This is a genomic window from Acrocarpospora catenulata, from assembly GCF_018476525.1.
Lineage (GTDB): Bacteria > Actinomycetota > Actinomycetes > Streptosporangiales > Streptosporangiaceae > Acrocarpospora > Acrocarpospora catenulata.
Map to the genome: position 1 here is coordinate 87,342 of NZ_JAHCST010000001.1, position 12,756 is coordinate 100,097.

Below are 12,756 nucleotides of genomic sequence, written 5' to 3' on the forward strand. Positions count from 1 at the left end.
GAAGATGGGACACACACGTTGAACGCGAAGATTGACGCGAAGGACGTCCGCCGGAACTTCACGACGAAGTCTGGTGAGGTCGAGGCCCTCGGCCCGTTCACCATGCAGATCGAGGAAGGCGAGTTCGTCTGCATCGTCGGCCCGTCCGGGTGCGGCAAGTCGACCATGCTGCGGGTCGTTGGAGGGTTGCTGAACCCCAGCTCGGGATCGGTACGCATCCGCCACGACGGCCCGGAGTCCCAGGCGGTCTCGATCGTCTTCCAGGACTACAGCATCTACGCCTGGAAGACGGTCGAGGCCAACATCCGCCTCGGCCTGGACATCGCGAAGGTGCCACGCGAGGAGGCCAACGAGCGGGTCGAACGCTGGCTCCGCCGGATGGGCCTGTGGGACTTCCGCAAGGCCTACCCCCAGACCCTCTCGGGCGGCATGCGCCAGCGGGTGTCGCTGGCCAGGGCGCTGGTGGTGGAGCCGGACATCCTGCTCATGGACGAGCCGTTCGCGGCGCTGGACGCCCAGATGAGGGCGGTCATGCAGGAGGAGTTGCTGGCGATCTGCCAGGCCGAGAAGCGGACCGTCCTGTTCGTGACCCACAGCCTCGACGAGGCCATCCTGCTCGCCGACCGGGTCTTCGTCATGAGCGCCCGCCCCGGCAGGCTGCTGGCCGGCTACGACGTGCCGTTCGAGCGTCCGCGCACCCCCGACCTGCGCGGCACCGAGCAGTTCGCGCACCTGGAGAACGAGATCTGGACCCTGCTGCGCAACGAGGTCAACCGGGATCTCACCAATGTCGCGGCCGACGGCCGGAGCAAGAAGTTGGAGGCGATTTCGTGAGCATCGAGACCAGCACTCCGGCCGCGAGCCGGGCGCGGACGGGAACCGGCCAGGCGTCCGCCGGAGTGATCGAACGGGTTCCCGGGCCCGCCGAACGCGACGCGAAGGCCTACCGCCGCCGGGGCCAGCTCAGCGACAACCTGCTGCGCTGGGGGACGCCGATCCTCGTCCTGGTGCTCTGGCAGCTCTTCGCGATGGCGAAGATCCTGGACCCGCAGTTCTGGCCCTCCCCTGGCGCGGTCGCCCAGAGCCTGGTGGAGAACGTGAGCTCGGGGTACCTGATCGACCAGTTGCAGGTCAGCATGCTCCGGTTCTTCGCGGGCTGGGGCGCGGGAGCGCTGTTCGGCCTGGTGCTCGGCGCCGTCCTCGGAACGTTCCGACCTGCCAGGATGGCGATCGAGCCGCTGGTGTCGGCGGTGTTCACCGTGCCGAAGCTCGCGCTCTTCCCGCTCATGCTGCTGCTGTTCGGCCTGGGCGAGATGCCGAAGATCATCCTCATCGCCCTCACGGTGTTCGTCGTCGTGACGATCTCGACGGCGACCGCGATCGTGGCGATTCCCGAAGGCATGAAGGAGCCGCTGCGCTCGGCCCACGCCACGCGCTGGCAGACCTTCCGCCACCTCACCTTCCCCATGGTGCTCCCGGAGATCTTCGTCTCGCTGCGCATCACCACCGGCATGGGCGTGCTGGTGCTCGTCGCGGTGGAGATGGTGCAGGGCGCCTCGGGCCTCGGCTACGTGATCTGGAGCTCGTGGCAGGTCTACGACGTCGAGCGGATGTACGTCGGCATCATCACGATGTCGCTCGCCGGCGTGGCCCTGCAGTACCTCGTGATGTGGGTCGGGCGGCTCGTGATGCCCTGGCGTACGGCCGGCAAGCGAACCGCGTGAAGCCCACCCGATTTCTTACGCATGTGAAATACCCGAGTTCAATGGGAGAACGGTTTCGATGAATGGGACTGCGCGGCCTCCGCACCTCAGCCGGTTCCGCACGCGAGCGATGGCCGCCACCCTGGTGGCGGCGGCGGCTCTGCTGAGCGCCTGCGGCGGCGACTCCTCCGCCGGCGGCGGGGACGTGACCGTCGTGCCGACGGCCGCGGCGGGCCAGGACCCCCTGGCGCCGCAGGCGCTCAAGGAGCGTACGACGATCAAGGTCGGCCTGAGCTCCAAGCTGGAGGTCTACCTGCCGATCCTCCTCGGCCAGGAGTTCGGCGAGTTCGAGAAGGAGAACCTCGAGGTCCAGGTGGAGTACATGCCGCCGACCGACAGCCCGCTCCTGCTCACCCAGGGCAAGCTCGACATCATCTACTCGGGTTTCACGGCCGGTGTCCTGAACCTCATCTCGGGCAACAAGTCGGTGCGCTTCGCCTACCCGGGCGGCACGGTGTCCTCGGACACCCAGGGCATCTACCTGACCAACGCGTTCCCGGAGATCTCCGCCCTCACCGCGGCGGACTTCAAGGGCAAGAAGATCATGACGTCCTCCGGCTCGGCGAGCAGCACGTCGTACTTCCTGTGGAAGAAGGCCACGGAGCTGACCGGCGGTGACAGCCTCCAGCCGACCGACATCAACTGGGAGGCCAGCCAGCTGCCGGAGATCCCGCTGATCCTCAAGCGGGGGGCCGCCGACGGTGGGCAGGTCATCAGCCCGTACCACAACCAGCTGCTCAGCGAGTCCTGCTGCAAGATCTTCCCGGGCGCCTACCCGAAGTCGCCCCAGACCGGTTACCTGGTCGGGCCGGCGCTGGCCGGCAAGAAGGACGTGGCGCTCGCCTTCTTCCGCACGCTGGCGCGCACGGAGCGGACCTACCTCCAGGGCAACTACCACGACGACGCGAAGGTGCTGGAGGCCATGGCCAAGACCATGGAGCAGAAGAGCGACGTCCTGGCCAAGGGCGACCCGACGGTGTTCGGCCCCGCGCTCGAAACCAACGCCAACGTCTTCCCCGACCTGCAGAAGTTCTTCCGGGCCTTCGGCGACATCTCCTACCCGGAGGACCTGCCGATCGAGCAGATCTACGATCTGGACTACGTCAACACCCTGACCGGCAAGCGTTAACCGAAAAGGGCGGCGCCTCTCCACCAAGAGGCGCCGCCCTTTCGATTCACACCACCACCTTCTCCTCGCGGAGGGCGGCGATCTCGGCCGCGGACAGGCCCAGCTCGGACAGGACGTCGCCGGTGTGCGCGCCCGGCGCGGGCGCCGGCTGGGGAGCCCCGGCCGGAGTCGCGCTGAAACGTGGCGCAGGGGCGGGGTGGATCACGCCGTCCTCGTCCGTCAGGAAGGTCGCGCGTGCGGCCAGGTGCTCGTCGTACGGGGCCTCGGCGGGGGAGAGGACCGGGGTCACGCACGCGTCTACGTCGGCGAACCGCCGCGCCCACTCCTCCCGCGGCCGGGCGGCGAACGCGGCGGCGAAGTGCCGGTGTTGCTCGTCCCAGGTGGACCGGTCGGTCTGCCGGGCCACGTCGACGACCTCGGAAAGCCCGAGCCGCTCGACCAGGGCGGCGAAGAACTTCGGTTCGCTGGCGCCGACCGCGACGAAACCGCCGTCGGCGCACTCGTAGGTCGTGTAGTACGGACGCACCCCGCTGAACACGCTGGCGCCGCGTTCGGCCGGCCACTGCCCGCGCGCCAGGTTCCCGTAGACCATCGCCATCAGCAGCGCCGAGCCGTCGACCATGGCGGCGTCGACGACCTGGCCGGGCGCGCCGCCGCGGGCCCGGAGCACGCCCGCCAGCACGCCGACCGCCAGCAGCATGCCGCCGCCGCCGAAGTCGCCGAGCAGGTTCAGCGGGGGCAGCGGTGGACGGTCGGCGGTGCCCAGCGCGCCGAGCACGCCCGAGGCCGCCACGTAGTTGATGTCATGGCCGCCGCGCTGGGCCATCGGCCCGCTCTGGCCGTAGCCGGTCATGCGGCCGAACACCAGCCGGGGATTGGTCCTGAACAGGTCCTCGGGGTCGAAGCCGAGCCGCTCGGCGACCCCGGGCCGGAACCCTTCGATGACCGCGTCGGAACGGTCGATGAGGCGTCGTACCAGGGCCACACCCCGGGGCTGCTTCAGATCGACGGCCAGGGACCGGCGGCCTCGGGCGAGCACGGGGTTCGGACTGGTGCCGACCTCGGCGGGCCGGTGGATGCGTACCACGTCAGCGCCCAGGTCGGACAGCACCATGCCACAGAACGGCACCGGGCCCATCCCGCCCAGTTCGACGACGCGGAGCCCGGTCAAGGGACCCTGGGTGTTCTCAGAGCGAACATGTGAGCGCATGCGGGGAGTATGCTTTGGTCGCCAAGTCCCGGTCAAACCGGGGTGGCTTCGGGCGCGTACGGACAGTGAAGAGGAAAAGCATGGGATCGGCCTTCGTCTACGCAGCGGCACGCACACCGTTCGGCAAGTTCAACGGGGCGCTCGCCGGTGTCCGCCCGGACGACCTGGCGGCCACCGCGTTGCGCGGCGTGCTGGCCAAGGTCCCTGAGCTGGACCCGGCGGAGATCGGCGACGTGGTGTGGGGCAACGCCAACGGCGCGGGCGAGGACAACCGCAACGTGGGCCGGATGGCCGTGCTGCTGGCCGGGCTGCCGGTGACCGTACCGGCCACCACGGTGAACCGGCTGTGCGGGTCGAGCCTGGACGCGGCCATGATCGGCTCGCGGACCATCGAGAGCGGCGACGCCGACGTCGTCGTGACGGGCGGCGTGGAGTCGATGACCAGGGCCCCGTGGGTGCTGCCCAAGCCGTCGCGGGCCTTCCCCGCCGGTGACGTGACCGCCGTCTCGACCACGCTCGGCTGGCGGCTGGTGAATCCCCTGATGCCCAAGGAGTGGACGGTCTCCCTCGGCGAGGCCAACGAGCTGCTGGCGGAGAAGTTCGGCATCTCCCGCGAGCGGCAGGACGAGTTCGCGGCGCGGTCCCACGCGCTGGCCGACGCGGCGTGGAACGACGGGTTCTACGACGACCTGGTGGTCCAGGTCGAGGGCGCGGGCCTCGCGCGGGACGAGGGGATCCGGCCCGGCACCACGCCGGAAGTTCTCGCCGGGTTGAAACCGGCCTTCCGCCCGGACGGCACCATCACCGCCGGAAACGCCTCCCCGCTGAACGACGGCGCCTCCGCCGTCGTGTTCGGCTCCGAGGCCGCCGCGGGCCGCCTCGGCGCCGACCCGATCGCCCGGGTCGCGGGTCGCGGGGCCGCGGCGCTCGAACCCCAGATGTTCGGGTACGCGCCGGTCGAGGCCGCCAACCTGGCCCTGCGCCGGGCCGGCATCGGCTGGGGCGACGTCGGCGCGGTGGAGCTGAACGAGGCGTTCGCCGTCCAGTCGCTGGCCTGCCTGGACGCGTGGGAGGTCGACCCGGGCATCGTCAACACCAGGGGCGGCGCCATCGCCATCGGCCACCCGCTCGGCGCCTCCGGCGCGCGCATCCTGGGCACCCTCGCCCACGTGCTGCGCGAACGGCGCGAACGGTGGGGGGTCGCCGCCATCTGCATCGGCGTCGGCCAGGGCCTGGCCGTCGTCCTGGAGAACGTCGCCGCGCGCTAAGAAAGGGCGACCGACAGCCGCCGGGCCAGCCCGGTGTTGCGGGGCGCGCCCAGGCGGTGGATGGCCAGTTCCAGCGACGACCGCTGGCCGACCAGCACCACCCAGGAGCGCGCCCGCGTGATCAGCGTGTACAGCAGCCGCCGCCGCAGCATGATCCCCCCGGATTCGGCCACGATGGGCGCCACCACGAAGGGGTACTCGCTGCCCTGGGCCCGGTGCACGCTGATCGCGTAACAGTGCGTGAGGTCGTCCAGTTCGTCGAAGCCGTACTCGGCGTGCGTGCCGTCGTCGGTGGTGAGCCGGAGCAGCCGTTCCTGCGGCAGCACGGCGGTCACCGTGCCGGTCTCCCCGTTGAAGATGCCCTTGTCGTAGTCGTTGCGGATGGGCATCACCCGGTCCCCCGGCCGGAAGACCGCCGCACCCGACCAGTGCTCCGGCAGATCGTCCCTGGCGGGGTTGAGCCGGTCCTGGATGGTACGCCCGATCTCAGCGGTCCCGGTCGTCCCCCGGCGCATCGGGCAGAGCACCTGCACCTGGCCGGGGGAGATGTTCTGCTTGCGGGGAATGGCGACGGTGGCCAGGTGCACCACCCGCTCGGCCACCTCCCGCGGATCGTCGATCTCCTCGAACCAGAACCCGGCCCGGCCGGGCAGCTCGGGCAACCAGCCGGTCCGGACGCGGTGCGCCGCCTGGATGATGCCGCTGTCCTCGGCCTGCCGGAACACGTGCGTGAGCCGCACCCTGGCGATCTCCTCCACCCGGAGCAGGTCGGCCAGCACGTTCCCGGCGCCGATGCTGGGCAGCTGGTCGGCGTCCCCGACCAGGAGCAGGTGGCTGCCGGAGGGGATGGCGGCGGTGAGCCGGGTGGCCAGGTGCAGGTCCAGCATGGACGCCTCGTCCACCACGATCAGGTCGGCCTGGGCGGGGGAGTCGTCGAAGAGCGTGGTGCCGTCCCCGCCGGCGTCGGCGCGGGCCAGCAGCCGGTGCACGGTCATGGCGGGCAGGCCGGTCAGCTCGCTGAGGCGTTTGGCCGCCTTGCCGGTGGGCGCGGCCAGCGTCACCGTGCCGCCCATCGCCCGCACGGTGGCCGCGATGGCCCGCACGGTGTGGCTCTTGCCGCAGCCGGGGCCGCCGGTGAGCACGGTGACCGTGCTGGTCAGGGCCAGGGTCAGTGCGGCGCGCTGGGCGTCGTGCAGGGACGGGTCCTCCAGGTAGGGCCGCATCGGCAGGGTCGAGGGGGCGTTGAGCAGCCGGGTCAGGTGGCCGGTGAGGGCGATCTCCCGGCTGTGCTGCTCCTTGGCGTACACGACGGTGTGGCCGGGCCCGGCCTCCAGCACCACCCGGCGTTCCGCGGTGAGCGCGTCTAGGGTCTGCCGGACCAGCGCCTGCTCCTGGCCGATCAGCTCGGCGGTCTCCGCGAGCAGCGCGGTGAGCGGCAGGTAGCAGTGCCCGGCGCGGGCCCCGGCCGACTCCAGGCGGTCCACGACGGCCGCCTTGACCCGCTGTGGACTGCGTTCCGGCACGCCGGAGCGGAGCGCGATGCGGTCGGCGATCCCGAACCCGACACCGCGCACCCGGCCGATCAGCTGGTACGGATCCGTGGCCAGCACCTCGGCCGAGGCGGCCCCGTACGCCTGGTGGATCTTGGCGGCCAGCAGCGGGGAGACGCCGAAGCCCTGGAGGGTGAGCATCAGGGCCGCGATGCTCTTCTGGTCCTGCCAGGCCTGGCTGATCTGGGCCTGCCGGGCCGGGCCGATGTTGACCACCTCGCGGAGCCGGTCCGGCTCGGTGTCGATGACGGTGAGGGTGGCCTCGCCGAAGTGGCCGACGATGGCGTGCGCCAGCCGGGGGCCGATGCCGCGGATCAGGCCCGAGCCCAGGTAGGCGCGGATGGCGGGGAGGGTGGCCGGGGCGACGCGCTCGGAGGCGGTCACCGCGAAACGGCGGCCGTGCCGGGGGTGTTCGTTCCAGTCGCCGGTCAGCCGCAGGGTCTCCCCGGGCTGCACGCCGGCCAGCGCCCGCCCCGCCGCCACGAACGTGGTGCCGTCGGCGCCGTCGTTCACGCGGGCGACGGTGAACTCGTCGTCCCGCACGAACACCAGCCGTTCGACCGAAACCTCGGCAACCTCCACCCCGAGATCCAATCACCTCGCCTGACCACCTGGGGCCACCGTACGCGGGCCCACCGACGAAACGGCGGGCCCGCGCCGGGGCTCAGGGGGCTCAGGCGGTGACGAGGTCGAACTGCTCCCAGCCGCCGATGGCGCCCCGGTTGGCGATCAGCGGTTGCGCGCCGGCGGCCTCGGCGCAGACGTACTGGTTGTTGGCCTGGGCGCGCAGGGTGACCGAGCCGTTGGAGTTGGTGATCAGCGCGAAGGTCTCCCAGGGGCCGATGGCGGCCCGGTTGGCGATCAGCGGCTGGGCCCCTGCCGCCTCGGCGCAGACGTACTGGTTGTTGGAGCGGGCGCGCAGGGCGATGTTGCCGTTGCCCAGGTTGACGCGCTCGAACTGCTGGGCGGTCCCGATCGAGCCGCTGCCCGCGATGAGCGCGGCGCCGTTGTTGGCGGTCACGTACTGGTTGTTGGCCCGGCTGCGCAGCGCGACGTACGTGGTCGTCGGCGGGGTGGTGACCACGGGCGGGGTGGGCCGGTTCGGGGTGAGCGCGATCTGGCCCTTCAGCATGCGCCCGCCGTCCCGGGTGAGGCGCAGGTAGTAGTCGGAGGAGCAGAACGTGCCGTCCTCGTCCAGGGCCAGCAGCCCGGAGTTGGCCGGTACGCTCGCCAGCGTCTCCGCCGTCTTGGCGATCTGGTTGCCCTCGTTGAACTCGTCGAACATCGAGATGTAGATGCCCTGGCAGCCGGCCCGGATGACGTTGTAGAACTGGCGCCACATGAAGTCGCCGTGCCGCCGGTGCCTTCTGGTCACCTCGCCTGGCATCACGCAGGGCTGGTAGTCGATCCCGCGCGCGTTGCATTCGGCCTGGTCGGGGACGGTGAGGTTGGTGTAGAAGTTGTCGGCGTCGGCGATGGTGCTGATCCGGCCGACCATCCACGGCGAGATCATGTGGAAGGCCCGGTAGACGTCGCCGAAGCCGGCCCGGGAGTCGTTGATGCCCTGCCGCCAGTACGTCGGCACGCCGCCCATCACGTACACGCCCTGGCTCTTGAACCAGTTGATCACGTCCAGGCAGGGGCCGGGGGCGAACGGGCGGCCGGGGTCGTTGAAGCCGAAGCCCCAGATGCCGACCACGGGCTTGCCGTTCTGGCGGGCGTACATGGGGGAGGCCACGTGCGCGGACATCTTGTTCTGCCAGTCGGCCTTGATCTCCGACTGCATGTTGGTCCAGCTGGTGATGTCGTACATGACGTACCACTTGATGCCGTTGGCCTCGGCCGCGGTGCGCACCTTCTGCGTCATCGCGTCCCGGGTGGGGCCCTCCCCGCCGTTGGGGTTGAAGCGCTGGAGCGCGGCGGTGTCGATGCTGTTCTCCCGCATCCAGCGGAAGTGGGTGTCCACCACCTGCTGGTCCCAGCTGGAGAACAGGGTGGCGGGCTGGCCGTTGCCCAGGTTGGCGTAGGCCGTGACGTAGGTCTTGGTGAACTCCCGCATGTCCGGCCAGGCCACGATGGTGTTGTTGCTCGGCGACGGCGGCTGCTGGTTGTTGGCGCCGCTCCAGTGCCACCACGCGTTGATGGGGGCTCCGTCGCCCTTGCAGGCGAACCAGCCCTGATAGCCGACCGTGATCTTGCCCACCACGTCTCCGGGCGGCGACGCCGCCCGGGCCGCGCTGGTCATCGCCGACAGGACCTGCGACGACGACACCGCGGCCACGGCGGACCCGGTCACTGCGGAAGCCAGGAATCCCCGGCGCGAGACGGCCACGTGCACTCCTTCTGTCGAGGGACGTTCTGGTACTCGCGCCCCTGGCGGAGGTCGCTGCCCTCGTCAACAGGAGAGATGCGGCGCGCCCGGTATCGCCGGACCGGGCGACAGGCCTGCTGGATCGCCACCAGGAGACACGAAGCGGAGCCTGTTATCGCCGCGTAACATCGGACCGCTGGCGTCATCTTGACAGGATTTGATGCACAAACGCAACAGCCAAAATGTGCGGAGGAAACTTCTGGACAGGCTGCCTGCAAGAAGCTGCGCGAGGCTGGATCGCTCCAGTCGGGGCGAGTAGGTCGCCCGGCTAGACATCGGATCTATCGCTCCGGATCGCCCAGTCGTTCCAGTGCCGGGACCGCTCTGAGCAGGGCGGTCAGCTCCTCCGGGGACAGGCGCTTGAGGTGCTCGGAGAGCCAGACCTCGCGGCTGCGCAGGATGCGGGCCCGCTCCAGCATGCCGGCGTGGGTGAGCCTGATCAGGGTGGTACGCCGGTCCACGCTGTCCTGTTCGCGGGAGATCAGGCCGAGGTCGTACAGGCGGTTGAGGGAGCGGGTCACCGAGGGCGGGCTGACACCCTCGCTGGTGGCCAGATCCCCGGCCGTGGTCGGCTGGTTGCGGGCCACGTTGAAGAGCACGGAGATCAGCGCGTACGAGAGCCCCTCGTCGTTCTGCTGGCGGAGCACCCGGCCCAACCGGCCGATGGCCATCCGCAGCCGGGTCAGCTCCTCATGGCTGATGGGCGCCGGGTCATTCCCGGCGGAAGCCTGTGCCGAACCGTAGCCCAATTCCTATCTCCCGCGTTACTTTGCGAAAAAACGCAACCCGGAATGCGCGGCACCGGGTATCCCCACCAGCGAGAATAGTTTTAGTGGAACAAGCCTGACAGCTACTAGTTTCGACTAGTAAATGCGCTTCGCCAAGACCTGAAGTGAAATTTCCTGGATTGGCGTGGACCGGGCGTGCCGTGACCAGGATCCCGGCCGCGCCGAAATTCCGGTGGATTCCCGTTCTGAGCATTGTCAGGATTCCCGGCACGAGGACGTGGTGGCGTCCTCGGCGTTCCACCGCGCGAAGATCCCCCGATGGGGGTGCCGCCCGCGGCAAGGGGGCCTCCATGAGAATGATCGACGCGGGACTGCCCCTGGACGCCAAGATGAACCAGTACTGAGTACGATCGGTCAATGACCGAAATGACCGAAACGGCGGCTGGCTGGCTGGCTCCGGAGGAGCTGGAGTCCATCCGGGGCCGCATGCCGATCCTGTACGTGGACGCGGTGCCCGTGAGGGTGGACGAGTCAGGCGTGGTAACCCATGTCGGCCTGCTGCTCCGGATAGGAGCGGACGGCACGGTCAGCCGGGCCCTGGTCTCCGGCCGGGTGCTCTACCAGGAACGGGTACGGGACGCGCTCCTGCGGCACCTGGAGAAGGACCTCGGACCGGTGGCCCTGCCCCGCATCCCGGCCTCGCCGCAGCCGTTCACCGTGGCCGAGTACTTCCCGGCCCCGGAGGTCACGCCGTACCACGACCCCCGGCAGCACGCGGTGTCGCTGGCCTACATCGTCCCGGTCGCCGGCGACTGCCGCCCGCGCCAGGACGCGCTGGACCTGGTCTGGTTCACCCCGGAGGAGGCCGCCTCCCCGCTGGTCCAGCAGGAGATGACCGGCGGCCACGGCGTGCTGCTCCGGCAGGCCCTGGCGCACGTCGGGCGGTTGCCCTAACGCGGCGCGTACATGATCACGGCCACGCCGATCAGGCAGATCACGGCCCCGGCGACATCCCAGCGGTCCGGCCGGAACCCGTCCATCACCACGCCCCAGATCAGCGAGCCGGCCACGAACACCCCGCCGTACGCGGCCAGTACCCGCCCGAAGTTGGCGTCAGGCTGAAATGTCGCAACAAAGCCGTACGCGGCCAGCGCCACAATCCCCGCGATGATCCACAACAGCCCGCGTTCCTCCCGCCACCCCTGCCAGACCAGCCAGGCCCCACCGATCTCGGCGACAGCGGCGACAGCGAACAGGGCGAGAGACCGGAGGATCGTCATGACGGCATTCCAGCACGCCCACCGAGCCGCGCCCGCACCACGATCTCGTGCACCAGCTCCTGCCCGGCCGCCACCGCGGGCAGCCGGGAGTCCTCCCGGGCCCGCTCCAGCTCGGCCGTCAGCGCGGCCACGTCCGCCGCGAGCACCGCGTGCTCCGGCGCACCGTCCGGCAGCAGCCCGTGCTCGGCCGCCTGCTTGGCGGCCACCAGCTCCGGCAGGTACGACGGGCCACCCTCCTGCAGCCGGGTCAGATCGGCCACAACTTCTCCGGTCCGCATCAGATGGATGCCGGTGAGCAGCACCCGGAACGTGTAAAGCAGCGGCTTCAGCTCCGAGGTGCCCTCGAAGAGCCGCCACTGGGTGCGGGCGAACCCCAGGTAGTGATGGGCGTGGTGGCTGGTCAGGCAGGCGGGCGCTGCCTCGGCCAGTTCCCGGTGCAGCGGCGAGGTGGCCACCACCAGCGGGGAGAGCAGCTGTTCCAGCACGTAGCCGTTCCGGCTGAGCAGCAACCGGCAGAACTTGGCCAGGTCGTGGGTGACCAGGTCGACCTCCACTCCGTGACGCTCCCAGGAGTGGGTGATCGTCTCAGGGCCATGACGCAGGCCGACGATCTCCGGCAGCGGCAGCAGGTGGACCCCGCGCAGGTCCACGTCCGAGTCGGCGGACGGGAACCCGTACAGGTGGGCGCCGCTGACCGTCGCGAACACCAGCGGGTGGGGCTGTTCGGCGGGGATGTCGGCCAGCCAGGCGGGGAGCGTGGCGGTCACAGGCAGGATCTCCGTACGGTGGTGAGGAAGTCGTCCACGGCGGCGCGGTCGGGGTGTTCCGGAAGCGGGCAGGGGAGGTCGGTGAGGCCGGTGGTCAGGGTCTGCCGCCAGTGGTCCAGCTCCGGCCAGGGGAGTTCGCCGCGGCGTACGGCGAGCAGGCGGTCGCGGTAGGCGTCCACGCGGACCAGGGGTTCGCCGTGTTCGACCAGGTGGCGGCCGGAGATGAGCAGGCGGAGCATGTGCATGGCCTGCTTCCAGTTGGGGCGGGCCGGGTTGAGGCGTTTGAACTGGGCGTTGGCGTACCCGGTGAAGGTCTCCCTGGCGCGCTGGGAGAGGAAGGCGCGACGCAGGGCCAGGAGGTCGGCGCCGGTGGGGGTGACGCGCTCGACGATCGGGGACCAGAGGCATTCCAGGACGGTCGGGTTGGCCCCGAGGGCGAGCGTGACGAAGCGTTCGACCTCCCAGGAGAACTGTTCGGGGAGGGGGCCGTCCAGGTGGGTCGGGGGTTTGTCCAGGCGCCAGAAGAGCGGGGTGGGGGCGGCGTAGACGCCGCGGCGGTCGGTGTCGGACTCGCCGGTTTCCAGCCCGTACGCCCGGGAGCCGACCACGACGGAGAGGATCGTGTGCTCGGCAACCAGGTCCATAGCGGCTAATCGTGTCATTCCTGGGTAGATGACCGCACATCGCTGA

12 protein-coding genes are annotated in these 12,756 nt (G+C 70.3%); 5 read left to right on the top strand and 7 right to left on the bottom strand.

The window, feature by feature from the left end:
• Positions 1 to 18 precede the first annotated feature (18 nt).
• The 3 genes from KIP79_RS00385 to KIP79_RS00395 are packed head-to-tail and all read left to right on the top strand — an operon-like array spanning position 19 to position 2,892.
• Complete coding sequence (locus KIP79_RS00385) at positions 19 to 834, top strand: ABC transporter ATP-binding protein (RefSeq protein WP_214102625.1); 816 nt, start codon at positions 19 to 21, stop codon at positions 832 to 834.
• Positions 831 to 1,724, top strand: coding sequence for an ABC transporter permease (locus KIP79_RS46290; protein ID WP_214102626.1), 894 nt, complete (start codon positions 831 to 833; stop codon positions 1,722 to 1,724). The genes KIP79_RS00385 and KIP79_RS46290 overlap by 4 nt, the downstream gene beginning before the upstream one ends.
• Before the next feature lie 58 nt (positions 1,725 to 1,782).
• A complete protein-coding gene (locus KIP79_RS00395) occupies positions 1,783 to 2,892 on the top strand; it encodes an ABC transporter substrate-binding protein (protein ID WP_214102627.1) in 1,110 nt (369 codons plus the stop codon).
• A gap of 46 nt (positions 2,893 to 2,938) precedes the next feature.
• On the opposite strand, the gene KIP79_RS00400 is transcribed toward KIP79_RS00395, so the two are convergent.
• Entirely contained in the window at positions 2,939 to 4,102 is a 1,164-nt protein-coding gene (locus KIP79_RS00400) for a CaiB/BaiF CoA transferase family protein (RefSeq protein ID WP_214102628.1), read from the bottom strand.
• Between the two features lie 80 nt (positions 4,103 to 4,182).
• Between KIP79_RS00400 and KIP79_RS00405 the strand changes: the two genes are divergently transcribed.
• Positions 4,183 to 5,370, top strand: coding sequence for a thiolase family protein (locus KIP79_RS00405; protein WP_214102629.1), 1,188 nt, complete (start codon positions 4,183 to 4,185; stop codon positions 5,368 to 5,370).
• Here KIP79_RS00405 and recD2 read toward each other — a convergent pair.
• The 3 genes from recD2 to KIP79_RS00420 all read right to left on the bottom strand — a co-directional run bounded on the left by recD2 (position 5,367) and on the right by KIP79_RS00420 (position 10,040).
• On the bottom strand, positions 5,367 to 7,502 hold the full coding sequence (gene recD2, locus KIP79_RS00410; RefSeq protein WP_308169482.1) for an SF1B family DNA helicase RecD2: 2,136 nt from the start codon (positions 7,500 to 7,502) through the stop codon (positions 5,367 to 5,369). The two genes, KIP79_RS00405 and recD2, sit on opposite strands and share 4 nt — an antisense overlap.
• A 91-nt stretch (positions 7,503 to 7,593) precedes the next feature.
• The gene (locus tag KIP79_RS00415; RefSeq protein ID WP_214102631.1) at positions 7,594 to 9,252 is read right to left on the bottom strand and encodes a hypothetical protein; all 1,659 of its coding nucleotides are present in this window, start codon (positions 9,250 to 9,252) and stop codon (positions 7,594 to 7,596) included.
• A 320-nt stretch (positions 9,253 to 9,572) separates the two neighbouring features.
• Positions 9,573 to 10,040: a MarR family winged helix-turn-helix transcriptional regulator gene (locus tag KIP79_RS00420; protein WP_214102632.1), complete on the bottom strand. Its 468-nt coding sequence runs from the start codon at positions 10,038 to 10,040 to the stop codon at positions 9,573 to 9,575.
• A 396-nt stretch (positions 10,041 to 10,436) separates the two neighbouring features.
• Between KIP79_RS00420 and KIP79_RS00425 the strand changes: the two genes are divergently transcribed.
• Positions 10,437 to 10,973, top strand: coding sequence for an NUDIX hydrolase family protein (locus KIP79_RS00425; RefSeq protein WP_214102633.1), 537 nt, complete (start codon positions 10,437 to 10,439; stop codon positions 10,971 to 10,973).
• Here the strand turns inward: KIP79_RS00425 and KIP79_RS00430 are convergent.
• Genes KIP79_RS00430 through KIP79_RS00440 form a run of 3 tightly spaced genes read right to left on the bottom strand, consistent with a single transcriptional unit; the run spans position 10,970 to position 12,710 of the window.
• The gene (locus KIP79_RS00430) at positions 10,970 to 11,299 is read right to left on the bottom strand and encodes a YnfA family protein (protein WP_214102634.1); all 330 of its coding nucleotides are present in this window, start codon (positions 11,297 to 11,299) and stop codon (positions 10,970 to 10,972) included. The genes KIP79_RS00425 and KIP79_RS00430 overlap by 4 nt on opposite strands.
• The gene (locus KIP79_RS00435) at positions 11,296 to 12,066 is read right to left on the bottom strand and encodes a nucleotidyltransferase domain-containing protein (RefSeq protein ID WP_214102635.1); all 771 of its coding nucleotides are present in this window, start codon (positions 12,064 to 12,066) and stop codon (positions 11,296 to 11,298) included. The genes KIP79_RS00430 and KIP79_RS00435 overlap by 4 nt, the downstream gene beginning before the upstream one ends.
• Complete coding sequence (locus KIP79_RS00440) at positions 12,063 to 12,710, bottom strand: nucleotidyltransferase domain-containing protein (RefSeq protein ID WP_214102636.1); 648 nt, start codon at positions 12,708 to 12,710, stop codon at positions 12,063 to 12,065. The genes KIP79_RS00435 and KIP79_RS00440 overlap by 4 nt, the downstream gene beginning before the upstream one ends.
• Between the last annotated feature and the right edge of the window lie 46 nt (positions 12,711 to 12,756).